This window comes from Mycolicibacterium arenosum, assembly GCF_024320865.1.
Lineage (GTDB): Bacteria > Actinomycetota > Actinomycetes > Mycobacteriales > Mycobacteriaceae > Mycobacterium > Mycobacterium arenosum.
The window spans coordinates 171,158-187,725 of record NZ_JANDBD010000012.1; the positions used below are offsets into that span (position 1 = coordinate 171,158).

Annotated in this window: 17 protein-coding genes and 1 tRNA gene; 11 read left to right on the forward strand and 7 right to left on the reverse strand. The window is 69.1% G+C overall.

Annotation, left to right across the window (positions count from 1 at the left end; translation table 11 throughout):
* Positions 1-47 precede the first annotated feature (47 nt).
* From NM203_RS26210 to NM203_RS26220, 3 genes are read right to left on the reverse strand one after another with little or no spacing between them, the layout of a single operon-like run.
* Positions 48-827 (reverse strand): MBL fold metallo-hydrolase, encoded by a 780-nt coding sequence (locus NM203_RS26210; protein ID WP_255063520.1) that lies wholly within the window; start codon positions 825-827, stop codon positions 48-50.
* A gap of 5 nt (positions 828-832) precedes the next feature.
* Positions 833-1,324 (reverse strand): RidA family protein, encoded by a 492-nt coding sequence (locus NM203_RS26215; RefSeq protein WP_255063521.1) that lies wholly within the window; start codon positions 1,322-1,324, stop codon positions 833-835.
* Positions 1,321-1,482, reverse strand: a complete 162-nt coding sequence (locus tag NM203_RS26220; RefSeq protein WP_255063522.1) for a hypothetical protein — start codon at positions 1,480-1,482, stop codon at positions 1,321-1,323. The genes NM203_RS26215 and NM203_RS26220 overlap by 4 nt, the downstream gene beginning before the upstream one ends.
* A gap of 48 nt (positions 1,483-1,530) precedes the next feature.
* Here NM203_RS26220 and NM203_RS26225 point away from each other — a divergent pair, with 48 nt between their 5' ends.
* Positions 1,531-2,559 (forward strand): ATPase BagA, encoded by a 1,029-nt coding sequence (locus NM203_RS26225; RefSeq protein ID WP_255063523.1) that lies wholly within the window; start codon positions 1,531-1,533, stop codon positions 2,557-2,559.
* Positions 2,559-3,689 (forward strand): ArsA family ATPase, encoded by a 1,131-nt coding sequence (locus NM203_RS26230; RefSeq protein ID WP_255063524.1) that lies wholly within the window; start codon positions 2,559-2,561, stop codon positions 3,687-3,689. The genes NM203_RS26225 and NM203_RS26230 overlap by 1 nt, the downstream gene beginning before the upstream one ends.
* Before the next feature lie 15 nt (positions 3,690-3,704).
* Here the strand turns inward: NM203_RS26230 and NM203_RS26235 are convergent, their stop codons facing one another.
* Positions 3,705-4,070 (reverse strand): WhiB family transcriptional regulator, encoded by a 366-nt coding sequence (locus NM203_RS26235; RefSeq protein WP_255063525.1) that lies wholly within the window; start codon positions 4,068-4,070, stop codon positions 3,705-3,707.
* A gap of 293 nt (positions 4,071-4,363) precedes the next feature.
* On the opposite strand from NM203_RS26235, the gene ponA2 reads away from it, so the two are divergent.
* The 4 genes from ponA2 to NM203_RS26255 all read left to right on the forward strand — a co-directional run bounded on the left by ponA2 (position 4,364) and on the right by NM203_RS26255 (position 9,430).
* Positions 4,364-6,808 carry a transglycosylase/D,D-transpeptidase PonA2 gene (ponA2, locus tag NM203_RS26240; RefSeq protein WP_255063526.1) on the forward strand — a complete coding sequence of 815 codons (2,445 nt, stop codon included), beginning with the start codon at positions 4,364-4,366 and terminating at the stop codon, positions 6,806-6,808.
* 85 nt (positions 6,809-6,893) lie between these two features.
* On the forward strand, positions 6,894-7,895 hold the full coding sequence (locus NM203_RS26245; protein ID WP_255063527.1) for a metallophosphoesterase: 1,002 nt from the start codon (positions 6,894-6,896) through the stop codon (positions 7,893-7,895).
* Entirely contained in the window at positions 7,892-8,998 is a 1,107-nt protein-coding gene (gene cds1, locus NM203_RS26250; protein ID WP_255063528.1) for an L-cysteine desulfhydrase Cds1, read from the forward strand. The genes NM203_RS26245 and cds1 overlap by 4 nt, the downstream gene beginning before the upstream one ends.
* Before the next feature lie 358 nt (positions 8,999-9,356).
* Positions 9,357-9,430, forward strand: a tRNA-Pro gene (locus NM203_RS26255).
* Between the two features lie 62 nt (positions 9,431-9,492).
* On the opposite strand, the gene NM203_RS26260 is transcribed toward NM203_RS26255, so the two are convergent.
* Both NM203_RS26260 and NM203_RS26265 read right to left on the reverse strand, forming a co-directional pair.
* The gene (locus tag NM203_RS26260) at positions 9,493-9,735 is read right to left on the reverse strand and encodes a hypothetical protein (RefSeq protein ID WP_255063529.1); all 243 of its coding nucleotides are present in this window, start codon (positions 9,733-9,735) and stop codon (positions 9,493-9,495) included.
* 69 nt (positions 9,736-9,804) lie between these two features.
* Positions 9,805-10,269, reverse strand: a complete 465-nt coding sequence (locus NM203_RS26265; protein WP_255063530.1) for a GatB/YqeY domain-containing protein — start codon at positions 10,267-10,269, stop codon at positions 9,805-9,807.
* A 60-nt stretch (positions 10,270-10,329) separates the two neighbouring features.
* Here NM203_RS26265 and NM203_RS26270 point away from each other — a divergent pair, with 60 nt between their 5' ends.
* Genes NM203_RS26270 through NM203_RS26290 form a run of 5 tightly spaced genes read left to right on the forward strand, consistent with a single transcriptional unit; the run spans position 10,330 to position 15,557 of the window.
* Positions 10,330-11,481, forward strand: a complete 1,152-nt coding sequence (locus tag NM203_RS26270) for a DUF7847 domain-containing protein (protein WP_255063531.1) — start codon at positions 10,330-10,332, stop codon at positions 11,479-11,481.
* On the forward strand, positions 11,478-12,131 hold the full coding sequence (locus NM203_RS26275) for a DUF4129 domain-containing protein (protein ID WP_255063532.1): 654 nt from the start codon (positions 11,478-11,480) through the stop codon (positions 12,129-12,131). The genes NM203_RS26270 and NM203_RS26275 overlap by 4 nt, the downstream gene beginning before the upstream one ends.
* On the forward strand, positions 12,128-13,261 hold the full coding sequence (locus NM203_RS26280) for a DUF4350 domain-containing protein (protein WP_255063533.1): 1,134 nt from the start codon (positions 12,128-12,130) through the stop codon (positions 13,259-13,261). Before NM203_RS26275 ends, NM203_RS26280 begins: the two co-directional genes overlap by 4 nt.
* Positions 13,258-14,235, forward strand: a complete 978-nt coding sequence (locus tag NM203_RS26285; protein ID WP_255063534.1) for an AAA family ATPase — start codon at positions 13,258-13,260, stop codon at positions 14,233-14,235. The genes NM203_RS26280 and NM203_RS26285 overlap by 4 nt, the downstream gene beginning before the upstream one ends.
* Complete coding sequence (locus NM203_RS26290) at positions 14,235-15,557, forward strand: DUF58 domain-containing protein (protein WP_255063535.1); 1,323 nt, start codon at positions 14,235-14,237, stop codon at positions 15,555-15,557. The genes NM203_RS26285 and NM203_RS26290 overlap by 1 nt, the downstream gene beginning before the upstream one ends.
* Here the strand turns inward: NM203_RS26290 and NM203_RS26295 are convergent.
* The gene (locus NM203_RS26295; RefSeq protein ID WP_255063536.1) at positions 15,554-16,546 is read right to left on the reverse strand and encodes a stage II sporulation protein M; all 993 of its coding nucleotides are present in this window, start codon (positions 16,544-16,546) and stop codon (positions 15,554-15,556) included. The two genes, NM203_RS26290 and NM203_RS26295, sit on opposite strands and share 4 nt — an antisense overlap.
* Between the last annotated feature and the right edge of the window lie 22 nt (positions 16,547-16,568).

The following is a 16,568-nucleotide window of genomic DNA, read 5'->3' on the forward strand; positions in this document are numbered from 1 at the left end:
TTCGGCGTGATCCCGTTCGCTCAGCGACGGTCTTCACGCCGAAATCGCTATGCGCGAAGGTAGTTCAGCTGGGCTTGCACGCTCCACTCGGCGTGCGGCCACAGCTTCTCGTCGACATCGGTGTAGACGTGCTCGACGATCTGGCGTGCCGTCGCGTCGTCGCCGAGCGTCCGCAGCGCCTCCCGCACCTGGTCGAGCCGCTGCTCGCGGTGTGCCAGGTACATCGCGGTGACGCCTTCGAGGTCGGGCAGATCGGGGCCGTGACCGGGCAGGACGGTCCGGCCGCCGAGACCGTGCAGCCGACGCAGCGAGTCCAGGTACTCGGCGAGGCTGCCGTCCTCGTTGTCGATGACGGTGGTGCCGCGGCCCAGCACGGTGTCGGCGGTCAGCACCGCATCGTCGAGCAGGAACGACAGTGAGTCGGCGGTGTGGCCGGGCGTGGCCATCACCGTGACCCGCACGCCGGCGGCCTCGATCACCTCGCCGTCGGTGAGCGGTCCGCCGAGTCCGCGCAGGAAACCGCTGCCGACGGCGCGGACCGTGGCGCCGGTCGCGGCGACGAGCTTGTCGATCGCGTCCGTGTGGTCGCCGTGTTTGTGGCTGATCAGCACCAGCGGAATCCGGCCGAGGGCCGCGATGCGCTCGATGTGCGCGTCGTCGTCCGGGCCGGGATCGACGATGACGTACTCGCGGCTGCCCGCACCCTGCAGCACCCAGGTGTTGGTGCCCTCCAGGGTCAGGTCGCCGGGGTTGTCGCACAGCAGCACCGACGCCGTGTCGGTGACGCGGCGCAGGTGCCCGTAGGCCGGGTGGTCGAGATCGCTCACGCGGCCTACGACACCTCGACGATGATTTCCACTTCCACCGGCGCGTCGCGCGGCAGTTCGGACACCCCGACGGCGGATCGCGCGTGCGCACCCGCCTCGCCGAAGATCTCACCGAACAGTTCCGAGGCCCCGTTGATCACGCCGGGCTGACCGCCGAAACCCGGTGCGGAGGCCACGAATCCGACGACCTTGACCACGCGAACGACGCTGTCGATGCCGACGAGCGCGTGCACCGCGGCGAGCGCGTTGAGTCCGCACACCCGAGCCAGCGCCTTGCCGTCCTCGGCGTTGACCTCGCCGCCGACTTTGCCGGTCTGCAGCAGTTCGCCTTCGACGATCGGCAGCTGACCCGCGGTGTAGACCAGGTTGCCGGTGCGGACGGCGGGTACGTAGGCCGCCAGCGGTGCGACGACGTCGGGCAACTCGATACCGAGTTCGGCGAGCCGCGCTGAGACGACTCCCGAGTCGCTGGGCCCCGGCCCGCCGGTAACGGTCACTTCGGCCGCTTCAGGTACGCGATGTGGTTCTCTCCCGTCGGTCCCGGCAGCACGGACACCAGCTCGTAGCCCTGATCACCCCACTGGTCGAGGATCTGCTTCGTGGCGTGCACCAACAGGGGCACCGTCACGTATTCCCACTTGACCGGTTCGCTCATGGTGCTGAGCCTAACCGTCCACTCACAGCGCTTGGTTAGCATGCTGTAGTGACTCCCCCTTCCTCAGCGGCTCAAGGTAGAACCGCCGTCGGCTGGCCGTCCCGCCTGAGCAAGGCACGGCTGCACTTCGTCACCGGCAAGGGGGGAACCGGCAAATCGACCATCGCGGCGGCGCTGGCCCTCGCGCTGGCGGCGGGCGGACGCAAGGTGCTGCTGGTAGAGGTCGAGGGACGCCAGGGCATCGCCCAGCTGTTCGACGTGCCGCCACTGCCCTATCAAGAGGTGAAGATCGCGACGGCGGACGGCGGTGGCCAGGTCAACGCCCTCGCCATCGACACCGAGGCCGCGTTCCTGGAGTACCTCGACATGTTCTACAACCTCGGCATCGCCGGCCGCGCGATGCGGCGCATCGGCGCCGTCGAGTTCGCCACCACCATCGCCCCCGGCCTGCGCGACGTGCTGCTGACCGGCAAGGTCCGCGAGATCGTCACGCGCGGCGAGAAGGGCAAGCAGCCGGTGTACGACGCGATCGTCGTCGACTCGCCGCCGACCGGCCGGATCGCGCGCTTCCTCGACGTCACGAAGGCCGTCTCCGATCTGGCGAAGGGCGGGCCGGTGCACGGCCAGGCCGAGAGCGTCGTGAAGGTGCTGCACTCCGAGCTGACCGCCATCCACCTGGTCACGCTGCTGGAGGCGCTACCCGTTCAGGAGACCGTCGAGGCCATCGACGAACTGCGCGAACTCGATCTTCCGATCGGCAGCGTGATCGTCAACCGCAACATCCCGGCGTACCTGAATCCCGCGGACCTCTCCAAGGCGGCCGACGGGGACATCGACGCCGGTGCGGTCAGGGCCGCGCTGTCGAAGTCCGGAATCGAATTGTCCGACAACGACTTCGCGGGCCTGCTGACCGAGACCATTCAGCACGCCACGCGGATCTCGGCGCGGGCGGAGAGCGCCGAGCAGCTCGACGAGCTCGACGTGCCCCGGCTGGAACTCCCCGCGATCCGCGACGGCGTGGACCTGGGCAGCCTCTACGAACTGGCAGAAGCGTTGAACGCGCAGGGAGTCCGGTAATGAGCAACGCACCCGTCGCCCTTGATATGGGCGCCATCCTAACCGATACCTCGAATCGAGTCGTAGTCTGTTGTGGCGCAGGCGGTGTCGGCAAGACCACCACCGCGGCGGCCATGGCGCTGCGGGCCGCCGAGTACGGCCGCACGGTCGTCGTGCTGACGATCGACCCGGCCAAGCGGCTGGCGCAGGCGCTCGGCATCGAGAGCCTCGGCAACACCCCGCAGCGGGTTCCGCTCGCCCCGGAGGCCAAGGGTGAGTTGCACGCCATGATGCTCGACATGCGCCGGACGTTCGACGAGATGGTGTTGCAGTACTCCACGGATACCCAACGCGCCGAGGCGATTCTGGAGAACCAGTTCTATCAGACCGTCGCGACGTCGCTGGCGGGCACGCAGGAGTACATGGCGATGGAGAAGCTCGGCCAGCTGCTGGGCGAGGACAAGTGGGACCTCATCGTCGTCGACACCCCGCCGTCGCGGAACGCCCTCGACTTCCTGGACGCACCCAAGCGCCTGGGCAGCTTCATGGACAGCAGGCTGTGGCGCCTGCTGCTGGCCCCCGGCCGGGGTATCGGAAAGCTCGTCACCGGGGCAGTCGGCTTGGCGATGAAGGCGCTGTCCACCGTGCTCGGTTCCCAGATGCTCGCCGACGCAGCAGGTTTCGTCCAGGCGCTGGACGCCACGTTCGACGGTTTCCGCCAGAAGGCCGACAAGACCTACGAGCTACTGAAGCGGCGCGGCACCCAGTTCGTCGTCGTCTCAGCCGCTGAACCCGACGCGTTGCGCGAAGCGACGTTCTTCGTGGACCGGCTGTCGCAGGAACGCATGCCGCTCGCCGGCCTCATCCTCAACCGCACGAATCCGACGCTGTGCGACCTCAAGGCGGACAAGGCGAACGAGGCCGCCGACGCCCTCGACGAGGGCGATGCGCTGACCGCCGCGGTGCTGCGAATCCACGCCGACCGGGCGTTGACGGCGAAGCGCGAGGTGCGGCTGCTGTCGCGGTTCACGGGCGCGAACCCGCACGTCGCCATCGTGGGCGTGCCATCGCTGCCGTTCGACGTCTCCGATCTCGAGGCGCTGCGCGCCATCGCCGATCAGGTCACGGGCGAGGCGGCCGAGACCGCCTGATAGTGGGAGGTGCGGTCAGACCGCGCTGCGGTGTTTGCGCTGGGCGGCGAAGAAATCGGCCCAGGAGACGACCTCGGGGTGCTGCTTGAGCAGGGCTCGGCGCTGACGTTCGGTCATCCCGCCCCACACGCCGAACTCAACGCGATTGTCGAGCGCATCGGCTCCACATTCGGAGATCACCGGGCAGTGCCTGCAGATCACGGCGGCTTTGCGCTGGGCGGCACCGCGAACGAACAGCTCGTCGGGGTCGGCCTGCCGGCACCGCGCCTGGGAGACCCACGCGATGCGGGCTTCGGCTTCGGCGCCACTGACGCCCGGTTGAACAGTACTGACTGGGGAGCTCGTGATGGTTCTGCGCGCCGCGGGCCGTGTTCCTGACACCAGCGTTCCCTTCGTCCCAGCCGCCCCCTCGGCGGCTTTTCCCAGGGTGTAGAACGCTGCTGCGATCTACGCCACATTGCGGTCAGTAGTGTTACCTAGATCGCACTGTGTGACAAACCTAGGTGGTCAGGGGGGTTTTGCGCAACAGTCAAATCTCGCTTTTTTGGGACGACCGTGCCGTCACCCATCTTCCCTCGTGTTCGACGGGTCCGCAGCCCCCAGTGATCGTCGTGGCCTGCACCTATCCGGACGGCACGAGGTGATCGGCGCCGGGCGTGGCTACTCTGTACGACATGTCTGAGGCTCCATCATCGCGGCCGCCGACCGCGGTGACGGTGATCAAGCTCGCGTGGTGCGTCCTGTTGGCGAGCGTCATCGCCGCCGCACTGATGTTCCCCATGGTCGGAGGCTTCGGCCTGATGTCCAACCGGGCGTCCGATGTCGTAGCCAACGGTTCGGCCCAATTGGTCGAGGGCGAGGTGCCCGCCGTCTCGACGATGGTCGACATCAACGGCAATCCGATCGCCTGGCTGTACACGCAGCGTCGCTTCGAGGTGCCGTCGGAGCAGATCGCCAACTCGATGAAACTGGCAATCGTCTCGATCGAGGACAAGCGGTTCGCCGAACACAACGGCGTCGACTGGCAGGGCACGCTGACGGGTCTGTCCGGATATCTGTCGGGGGCCGCCGACACCCGCGGCGGATCGACCATCGAGCAGCAGTACATCAAGAACTACCAACTCCTGGTGATCGCGCAGACCGACGCCGAGAAGCGCGCGGCCATCGAAACCACCCCGGCGCGCAAGCTGCGCGAGATCCGGATGGCGCTCACGCTGGACCGGACGTTCACCAAGCCGGACATCCTGACGCGCTATCTGAACCTGGTGTCCTTCGGTAACGGCGCCTTCGGTGTTCAGGACGCCGCCCAGACCTACTTCGGGATCAACGCCTCGGAGCTGAACTGGGAGCAGGCCGCACTGCTGGCGGGCATGGTCCAGTCGACCAGCACACTGAACCCGTACACCAACCCCGAGGGCGCGCTGGCGCGTCGAAACGTGGTGCTGGACACCATGATCGAGAACGTCCCGCAGGAGGCGGAGGCGCTGCGCGCGGCCAAGGAGGCGCCGTTGGGCGTCCTGCCGCAGCCTCAGGAGCTGCCGCGCGGGTGCATCGCGGCCGGCGACCGGGCGTTCTTCTGCGACTACGTGCTGGAGTACCTGGCGCGTGCCGGCCTGTCCAAGGAGCAGGTGTCCAAGGGCGGCTACCTGATCAAGACGACGCTCGACCCCAACGTGCAGGGCGCGGTGAAGTCGGCGGTTGACAGCGTCGCGCCGCCGGACCTGGACGGCGTCGCCAGCGTCATGAGCGTCATCCGGCCCGGTAAGGAATCGCACCCGGTCGTCGCGATGGCGAGTAACCGCACTTACGGGCTGGACCTCAACGCGGGCCAGACCATGCAGCCGCAGCCCTTCTCACTCGTCGGCGACGGCGCCGGGTCGGTGTTCAAGGTGTTCACCACCGCGGCCGCACTCGACATGGGCATGGGCATCAACGCCCAGCTCGACGCCCCGGCCCGGTTCGAGGCGAAGGGGCTCGGCTCGGGCGGGGCCAGGGGCTGTCCACCGAGCACGTGGTGCGTCACGGGCGGCGCGAGGGGCGCGATCAGCGTCACCGACGCACTGGCCACCTCCCCGAACACCGCCTTCGCGAAGCTGATCTCGCAGGTCGGTGTGCAGCGCACCGTCGACATGGCCGTCAAGCTCGGCCTGCGCTCCTACGCGCTGCCCGGCACGGCGCGCGACTACGACCCGGAGAGCAATGAGAGCCTCGCCGACTTCGTGAAGCGGCAGAACCTCGGCTCGTTCACGCTCGGCCCCATCGAGGTCAACGCACTCGAGCTGTCCAACGTCGCCGCGACGCTGGCGTCCGGCGGCGTCTGGTGCCCGCCGAACCCCATCGACAAGGTCTTCAATCGCGAAGGTGAAGAGGTGGCGGTGACCACCGAGACCTGCGAGCAGGTGGTGCCCGAGGGGTTGGCCAACACGTTGGCGAACGCCATGAGCAAGGACGACACCGGAGCGGGCACAGCCGCCGGCTCCGCCGGTTCGGTGGGCTGGAACCTGCCGATGTCGGGCAAGACCGGCACCACCGAGGCGCACCGGTCGTCGGGCTTCCTTGGATTCACCAGCGCGTTCGCGGCCGCCAACTACATCTACGACGACTCCACGACGCCCGGCGAGCTGTGCTCGTTCCCGCTGCGCCAGTGCGGGTACGGCGACCTGTTCGGCGGTAACGAACCCGCGCGCACCTGGTTCACCGCGATGAAGGGGATCACGCCCGACAACGTCGTCCTGCCGCCGACCGACCCGCGGTACGTCGACGGCTCCCCCGGTTCGCGGGTTCCCAGCGTGTCCGGCATGAGCGAGGGCACCGCGCGCCAGCGGCTGCGCGACGCCGGCTTCCAGGTGGCTAACGAGTCGACCCCGGTGAACAGCACTGCGCCGTTGGGAGCGGTCGTCGGTACGTCGCCGGCCGGGCAGACCGTGCCGGGCTCGATCATCACGATCCAGGTCAGTAACGGCATTGCGCCGCCGCCTCCGCCCCCGCCACCGGGGACCCCGCTGGACCCCAACGGCCTGCCGGTCGTCGGTTCGACCGTGGTCCAGATTCCCGGCCTGCCACCCATCACCGTGCCGGTGCTGGGCCCTCCGCCACCGCCGCCTCCGCCTCCGCCGTAGCCGCAACGGCGGCAGATGTGTGGGATTCATAACGGCGGGCTGTGAGCTCTCGGTCGGCGCGATGATCACGCAGTAGGCTGCGAAGATGCCCGTCCCGTCCGGTCTGTCCCCCGTCGCTTCGCTCGCCCCCGCGGCCACGAAGAACGTCGTGACGAACACAGCTCTGGTGGCGGCCGGTTCGCTGGTCGCCGGAGTCGCCTACGCCACGATGATCGAGCGCAACGCGTTCGTGGTGCGGGAAGTCACGATGCCGGTACTCACTCCCGGTTCGGCGCCCCTGCGGGTGCTGCATCTCAGTGACTTCCACATGCGGCCGCAACAGCGTCACAAGCAGGCCTGGCTGCGTGACCTGTCGCGATGGGATCCGGACCTGGTGGTGAACACCGGTGACAACCTCTCGCATCCGAAGGCGGTGCCGTCGGTCGTGCAGGCGATGGGCGACCTGCTTTCGGTGCCGGGCCTGTTCGTCTTCGGTAGCAACGACTACTTCGGTCCGAAGCCCAAGAACCCGACCAGTTACCTCTTCAACCCGTCGAAGCGCCTCACCGGCGAGCCGCTGCCGTGGCAGGATCTGCGCGCGGCGTTCACCGAGCGCGGCTGGCTGGACATGACGCACACGAAGCGCGAGATCGAGGTGAAGGGCCAGCTCGTCTCGGTGGCCGGCGTGGACGACCCGCACCTGACGCGTGACCGGTACGACACCATCGCCGGCCCCGCCAACCGGGCCGCCAACCTGACGCTGGGCCTGACGCACGCCCCGTACGTCCGGGTGCTCGACCGATTCGCAGCGGACGGCTACCAGTTGGTGATGGCCGGCCACACTCACGGCGGGCAACTGCGGCTGCCGGGATACGGCGCCCTGGTCACGAACTGCGACCTCGACCCGTCCCGCGCCAGGGGCGCATCGCGGTGGGGCTCCGAAATGCAGTTGCACGTGTCCGCGGGGATCGGAACGTCCCCGTACGCGCCGTACCGCTTCTGCTGCAGGCCGGAGGCCACGCTGCTGACGCTCGTCGCCGCGCCGACGGGCGGCGGTCACGTCGGCTCCAGGGCCGACGTCTCGCACCCGGCCGTATCGGCCCGGTGAGCGACCCGGCCTGTACCGCGACGCGCAGTCAACCACGTCGGTGGGTGGACAACGCCGTCCACCTGATCGAGGCCGACGCCCGGCGCAGCGCCGACACCCACCTGCTGCGGTACCCGCTGCCGTCGCTGTGGTCCGACGGCGTCGACGTCCAGCTGTATCTCAAGGACGAGTCCACCCACATCACCGGCAGCCTCAAGCACCGGCTTGCGCGCTCGCTGTTCCTGTACGCCCTGTGCAACGGCTGGATCAACGAGCACATGACGGTCATCGAGGCGTCGTCCGGTTCCACCGCCGTCTCCGAGGCGTACTTCGCGGCGCTGCTGGGGCTGCCCTTCATCGCGGTGATGCCGGCGTCGACTAGCTCAAGCAAGATCGCTCTCATCGAATCTCAAGGCGGCCGTTGCCATTTCGTCGCCGAGTCGTCGCAGATGTACGCCGAGGCGGAACGGCTGGCGATGGAAACCGGCGGGCACTACCTGGATCAGTTCACGAACGCCGAGCGTGCGACCGACTGGCGGGGCAACAACAACATCGCGGAGTCGATCTTCCAGCAGATGGGCCAGGAACCGCACCCGATCCCCGACTGGGTGGTGGTTGGTGCCGGTACCGGCGGGACCAGCGCGACGATCGGCCGCTACATCCGCTACCGGCGGCACCCCACGCGGTTGTGCGTCGTCGACCCGGAGAACTCGGCGTTCTTCCCGGCCTACGCGCAGGGCCGGGGCGATGTCACAACGGGTATGTCCTCGCGCATCGAGGGGATCGGCAGGCCGCGCGTCGAGCCGTCGTTCCTGCCCGACGTGGTGGACCGGATGGTGACGGTTCCCGACGCCGCCTCGATCGCTGCGGCGCACCACGTGAGCGGGGTATTGGGACGACGAGTCGGTCCGTCGACGGGGACGAACGTGTGGGGTGCGTTCGGACTACTGGCTGAGATGGTCGCGCAGGGCCGCAGCGGTTCGGTCGTGACGTTGATCGCCGACAGCGGCGACCGGTACGCCGATACCTACTTCGACGACGAGTGGCTGACCAGCCACTCACTGGACACGGCCGAGTACTCGTCGCTGCTGATCGAATTCGAGCGCTCGGGCGCCTGGAGCTGATCCCACATCTCCGCGTCGCTCTGCTCGCCGCGGCGTCGGAAACCCGCGTAATCGGACGTCAAGAACAACCACAGCGCCGCGAGGGCGAAGAATCCGCCGTAGATTGCGGCTCCCAATCCGGTCATGTCATCCCCTCCTAGGTGGGTAGGTCTTCGTTAGTCTCTCCAACACCACTGACATCGGAATTCATCCCCGCGCCAGCGTGTCGTGAACAAGGTTTACCCGTCCGGGCGGCGAGTTATCCGTGAGCACGCCCACGAGTCGGCTTCGGACCGAAATGCGTTTCATATATCCCGTCGCGGCGCTCGCCCGGTTTGGCTTCCGACTGACCCTGTGCGATACGCTGTCGTGGCTCTCACGGGGTGTGGCGCAGCTTGGTAGCGTGCTTCGTTCGGGACGAAGAGGTCGCAGGTTCAAATCCTGTCACCCCGACTCGTAAGAGCAGGTGGAAGAGGCCACGCCGAGCAGGGCGTGGCCTCTTTCGCGTGTGGGGACTACGTGACGAGCCTCGTATCGAGGTCCAGTTCGGTCTCCTCGGCCACCTTCGTGTAGGCGACTAACGAGCCGAACTCGAGGAGACCCAGAACCACCAGCGGCCAGAGCACGCCGGCGGCGACGCTGAGCCCGAACCGCACCGATGCCGGTCGCTGCACGTCGCTGAACCGCTTGCTTAAGAAGAACACCAGCGCGGTGGTCACCAGTGCCGAGGCACCGTAAATCACTCCGAACAACTCCATGGGCAGATCCCCCGATCGCTATGTCGTTCGAGCAGGGGTTCCCCGCAGCGAAGCGGGGCAAACGCGTCGCTAGAGCCGATCCTTCGCGGCGGCCGAGAGCCTCGAGGTGTCCGCCTGGCCGCCTGCGATCGCCACCGCGGCCTTGATGACGAGTCCCATGTGCTTCTGATGCGGCCGCTCGCCGATCTCCTCCGCCACCTGGGCGATGGCGGTGTCGACCACGTTGGCCACCTCGTCGTCGTTGAGCTGAGTCGGCAGGTACTCGTCGATCACGCTGGCTTCGGCCCGCTCGTTGGCCGCCAGTTCGCCCCGGCCGTTGGTCACGTAGATCTCGGCGGCCTCGCCGCGCTTGCGGGACTCCCGCGCGAGCACCTTGAGCACCTCGGCGTCGGAGAGTTCGCGGGCCTGCTTGCCGGAAACCTCTTCGGTCTGAACGGCGGCCAGCAGCATGCGGATCGTCGCCGTACGCAACTTGTCCTGCGCCTTCATCGCCGTTTTCAGGTCGGTGCGCAGCCGCTCCTTGAGATCCGCCATGAGTCGACGCTACCGCCGATCACGTTGTCAATCCCGGAATTCATGACCAGGATGGTGAGCATGACCTACGGCGCCGACGGACATCCCCCGCCGCAGGCGCAGTACCCGGCCTACCCGCCGCAGGGTTACCCGCCACCCGGATATCCGCAGCCGGGTTACTACCCACCGCCGGGCTACTACCCACAGCCGGGCTACGGCTACTACCCGCCGCCGGCGCCCCAGGCGCTGAAACCCGGCATCGTGTCCCTGCGTCCGCTGACGATGTCGGACATCTTCAACGGCGCGGTCTCCTACGTTCGGCTGAACCCGAAAGCCGCACTCGGTCTGACCGCGATCGTGGTGATCATCGCGCAGGCGATCGCGTTGCTCATCCAGATCGGGCCCATCACGTCGCTCGGCTCACTGGACCCCGAGACCGTGAACGCCACCGGCGGCCTTGGAGTTTCGGATCCGGCGTTCATCGGCCTCATGCTGTCGAGCATGGCGGGCGCTGCCACCACGACCATCGCCGCGATCGTGCTCAGCGGCCTGCTCACCGTCGTCGTGGGCCGCTCGGTGTTCGGCGCGAAGATCACCGCAGGCGAAGCGTGGCACCGGGCGCGGGGTCGCCTGCTGCCGCTGCTCGGGTTCACCGCGCTCGAGGTACTCGCCGTCACGGTGCTCGTCGGAATCGCCGCCGGACTGACCGCCCTGATGTACTACGTGGCGGGGATCGGCGCCGCGGTCGCCGTCGGTCTGCTGCTCCTGCTCGGTGTCGCGGCGCTGACGATCTGGGGCGTGACGCTGTTGATCTTCGCGCCGGTCGCCATCGTGCTGGAGCGGGCCGGCCTCGTCGACGCCGTGACCCGGTCACTTGCCCTGGTACGCAAGGACTTCTGGCGGGTCCTCGGCATCTGGCTGCTCGGCACGCTGGTGGCCTCGGTCATCGCGGGCACGGTCTCGGTGCCCTTCAGCCTGGTCGGCCAGCTGATGTTGATGGCGGGCGCATCCACCACCGGAACCGTGGTGGCCTCGGTGCTGATATCCATCGGCGGAGCGATCGGCCAGATCATCACGGCGCCCTTCACGGCGGGCGTCGTCGTGCTGCTGTACACCGACCGCAGGATCCGCGCCGAGGCGTTCGACCTCGTCCTGCAATCCGGCGCGACCAACCGGACCGCCGACTCCGGTGAGGCCATCGACCAGCTCTGGCTGACGCCACCGCAACCGTGATTCCGGTCGACATCGATCGCGACGCCGCACACGACGCCGCGCAGAACGAACTCGGGAAACCCATCTACCCATCGGAGAGCCTGTGGGACCGGATCACCGGCTGGTTCTCCGAACTGCTGTACCGCATCATGGTCGAGGGCTCGCAGGTGCCGGGCGGCTGGTTCACCATCACCGTCCTGATCGTCCTCCTCACGATCGCCGTCGTCGTCGCGGTACGCGTCGCGATGCGCACCATGCGGACGAACCGCCGCGCCGACGTGGCCCTGTTCGGGACCTCGGAGATGAGCGCCGCGCAGCACCGTGGCGCCGCCGAACAGGCCGCCGCACAGGGCGATTGGGCCTCGGCCATCCGACACCGCCTGCGCGCGGTCGCGCGTCACCTCGAGGAGACCGCGGTGCTTCACCCGGTGCCGGGCCGCACGGCCACCGAGCTCGCGCGCGACGCCGGAGCCGTCGTGCCGGGGCTGGCCGGCGAATTGCGCCGTGCCGCGGAGACCTTCAACGACGTCACCTACGGTGAGCAACCCGGCTCCGCAGTGGAGTACCGCGCGGTCGCCGACCTCGACGACCACCTGCGCGCCCGCGCCCGCTCCGAGCACGCCGACGCGCCGCCCGCGGGGGTGCCCGGCGGGTGGGCGGAGATCCGATGACGACAACGGCGATCGGTCCCACGCTGCAGAAGCGGTGGGGCGGCATGAAGTGGGTGCTGCTGACGCTCGTCGCGATCACCGTCGTCTCCGTCGCGACCGCCCTGCTCACGACCCCGAACCCCGGCGGCCGCATGGAAGCCGACTCGACGTCCCCCGACGGGGCCAACGCGATCGTCACACTGCTGCGCGATCAGGGGGTCGACGTCGTCGAAGCCGGCAGCCTCGCCGATGTCGAGAACGCGCTGACGCCCGGCTCGCTGCTCCTGGTGGCGCAGACGTTCTACCTGGTCGACGACGACGCGCTGCGGACGCTCGCCGGGCTGCCCGGCGATCGGCTGCTCGTCGAGCCGGTGTCGCGGACCAGGGAGGCGCTCGCGCCCGGTATCCGGACGGCCGACACGACGTCGTTCGGAGGCGCCCCCGACTGCGACCTGCGTGAGGCGGAGCGCGCGGGCGACGTCGAGTTCGGCGTCAGCGACACCTACGAGGCCGACGATCTCGCACTCACGTCGTGCTACGACGGCGCGCTGATCCGGTATCGCGCGGACGGCCGGACGGTCACCGTGGTCGGGAGTGCCGATTTCATGACCAACGCCGGCCTGCTCACCGACGGCAACGCCGCGCTGGCGATGAATCTCGCCGGGACACGGGAACGCCTCGTCTGGTACGCCCCGCAGCGCGTCGAGGGCGAGTCGGACACCAGCACGTCGATCATGGATCTGGTCCCCGAACGCATCTTCTGGGTGATCCTGCAGCTGTGCCTCGTCGTCCTGCTGGTCGCGTGGTGGCGGGGCCGCCGCGTCGGCCCGCTGGTCGCCGAGGACCTGCCCGTGGTGGTGCGCGCGTCGGAGACCGTCGAGGGCCGCGGCAGGCTGTACCGCTCGCGGCGAGCCCGCGACCGCGCCGCCGACGCGCTGCGCACCGCCGCACTGCAACGGACGCTGCCCCGGCTCGGGCTCGGCGGCCAGTCGCCTCCCGCCGCCATCGCACAGGCCGTCGCGCACCGCACGGGCGGTGATCCCGCAGCCGTCGGGTTCTGGCTGTTCGGCCCGCCGCCCACCACCGACGACGAGCTCGTCGAGCTGTCGCATCAGTTGGACCACATCGAAAGGCAGGTCGCCCAGTCATGAACCAGCCCAACCCGGCTCCGGCGGTCGACCAGGACGCGGCGCGCACCGCGCTGCTGGACCTCCGTCGTGAGATCGCCAAGGCGGTGGTCGGCCAGGACGCGGTCGTCAGCGGTCTGGTGATCGCGCTGCTCTGCCGCGGCCACGTACTGCTGGAAGGTGTTCCCGGCGTGGCGAAGACGCTGCTCGTCCGCACGCTCGCCGCGGCACTGCAGCTGGATTTCAAACGGGTGCAGTTCACGCCGGACCTGATGCCGGGCGACGTCACCGGATCGCTGGTGTACGACGCGCGCACCGCCGAGTTCGAGTTCCGTTCCGGTCCGGTGTTCACCAATCTGATGCTGGCCGACGAGATCAACCGCACCCCGCCCAAGACGCAGGCGGCGCTGCTGGAGGCGATGGAGGAGCGCCAGGTCAGCGTCGACGGCGAGCCGCGCCCGCTGCCCGACCCGTTCATCGTGGCGGCCACCCAGAATCCCATCGAGTACGAGGGCACCTATCAGCTTCCCGAGGCGCAACTCGACCGCTTCCTGCTCAAGCTCAACGTGCCACTGCCGCCGCGGGATCAGGAGATCGCGATCCTGTCGCGGCACGCGCACGGCTTCGATCCGCGCGACCTGTCCGCGATCCGGCCGGTGGCGGGCGCCGCCGAGTTGGCCGCCGGGCGCGCGGCGGTACAGCAGGTGCTGATCGCCGACGAGGTGCTCGGCTACATCGTCGACATCGTCGGCGCGACAAGGCATTCCCCCGCGCTGCAGCTCGGGGTGTCACCGCGAGGGGCGACGGCGCTGCTCAGCACGGCCCGGTCCTGGGCGTGGCTGTCGGGACGCAACTACGTCACGCCCGACGACGTCAAGGCGATGGCCCGGCCGACACTGCGGCACCGCGTCGCGCTGCGGCCGGAGGCCGAACTCGAGGGCGCCAATCCCGACGGCGTCCTGGACGGCATCCTGGCCGCAGTACCGGTGCCGCGCTAGTGGTCCTCACCGGCCGCGCGGGGCTGGTGGCACTGCTGTGTGTTCTGCCGATCGCATTAGCACCCTGGCCCGCAACGGCTTTCGTAGTGCTGCTCGCCCTGCTCGGCGCAGCGGTGACGGCTGACGTGGCCTTGGCGGCCAGTCCGCGGGCACTGACCTTCACCCGTGACGGCGAGACCGCGGCGCGCCTCGGCGAGGACGTCGACGTGCGACTGCTGGTCGAGCACGCGGGACGGCGGCGGTTGCGCGGGCAGGTGCGCGACGCCTGGCCGCCGTCCACGCGAGCAACTCCGCGCAGTCATCCGGTGAACCTCGCTGCCGGACAACGGGTTCAGCTCGTCACCCGGCTGCGTCCGGTGCGCCGGGGGGATCAGCGGTCGGCTCTGGTGACGGCGCGGTCGATCGGACCGTTGGGCCTCGCCGGCCGCCAGGCGTCGCATCGGGTGCCGTGGCAGGTCCGCATCCTGCCGCCGTTCCTGTCCCGCAAGCACCTGCCGTCGCGGCTGGCGAAGTTGCGCGAACTCGACGGCGCGGTGCCCGTTCTGATCCGCGGACAGGGCACCGAGTTCGACTCGCTGCGAGAGTACGTGGTGGGCGACGACGTGCGCTCGATCGACTGGCGCGCCACCGCGAAACGGGCCGACGTCGTCGTCCGCACCTGGCGGCCCGAGCGGGACCGGCGCATCGTGATCGTGCTGGACACCGGGCGCACCTCCGCCGGTCGCGTCGGCGTCGACCCGACCGCGGGCGACCCCAGCGGCTGGCCGCGCCTGGACTGGTCGATGGACGCGGCACTCCTGCTGGCGGCGTTGGCATCTCGCGCAGGAGACCACGTCGACTTCGTGGCGCACGACAGGGTGCCGCGCGCGGGTGTGTACAACGCCTCCCGCACCGAACTGCTGGCACACCTCGTCGAGGCGATGGCGCCTCTGCAGCCCGCGCTCGTCGAGTCGAACGCCCCCGCGATGGTGGCCACCGTGCAGCGCCGCATCCGGCGCCGCGCGCTGGTGGTGCTGATGACCGAACTGAACTCGTCGGCGCTCGACGAGGGGCTGATGGGCGTGCTGCCTCAGCTGTCGTCGAAACACCACGTGCTGATCGCCGCCGTGTCGGATCCGCGGGTCGACCGGCTGGCCGCCGGGCGGGCCGACGCCGCGCAGGTCTACGACGCCGCGTCCGCCGAGCGGGCCCGCAACGACCGCGGGCACATCGCGACGCGGTTGCGGCGCATGGGAGTCGACGTCGTGGACACCGAACCGGAGGACCTCGCTCCCGCTCTGGCGGACCGCTACCTGGCGATGAAGGCCAGCGGCAAGCTCTAGCGGGTCGGCACGACGTCCGGGGCGTTCTCGATGTCCCCGGTTTCGCCTGCGAGCACGGCTCTGCGCCCGAAGTGCACGATGTAGGCCAGGAATGCGACCTCGGCGGCGACGCCGATGGCGATCCGGACGAACGTCGGCAGCCCCGACGGCGTGACGAGGGCTTCGATGAGGCCCGACAGCAGCAGCACCGCGACCAGGCCGATGGCGACGGCGACCACGGCCCGGCCGCGTTCGGCCAGCACCTGCCCGCGCGGTCGGTCCCCCGGCGCCACCACCGACCAGCCCAGCCGCATCCCCGCCGCCGCGGCGAGGAAGATCGCGGTCAGCTCGAGCAGGCCGTGCGGCGTGAGCAGCCCGAGGAACACGTCGCCCTTGCCCGCGTCGAACATCAATCCGCCCGCGAGGCCGACGTTGGCCGCGTTCTCGAACAGCAGGTACGGGATGGGGATGCCGAGCAGGACCGCGAAGGCGATGCACTGCGCGGCGACCCAGGAGTTGTTGATCCAGACCCGTGCCGCGAACGATCCTGCGGGGTTCTCGCTGTAGTAGGACGCGAAGTCGTTGTTGACGAGTTGTTCGATGTCGCTTGGTGTTCCGACGACTGCCTGGACTTCCGGCGAGTGCGCCACCCACACTCCGATGGCCGTCGCGACGATCAGGAAGCCGACCGCCGAGCCCAGCCACCAGCGCCACGCGCTGTAGGCGACCACGGGGAACGACACCGTCCAGAACCGGGTGAACTCGCTCCACAACGGCGCGTGCGCGCCGGTGACGGCGGCCCTGGCCTGCGCGACGAGACCCGAGAGCCTGCCGACCAGCTGCCCGTCGGTCGACGACGTCCGGACCATCGACAGGTGCGTGGAGACGCGCTGGTACAGCTCGACGAGCTCGTCGACTTCCGCACCCGTGAGGCTGCGGCGTCGCTTCACCAGCTGTTCGAGACGGTCCCAGGTAGCCCGGTGGGTCAGGACGAACGCGTCGACATCCACTCTGAACAGCCTAGTAGCGTGG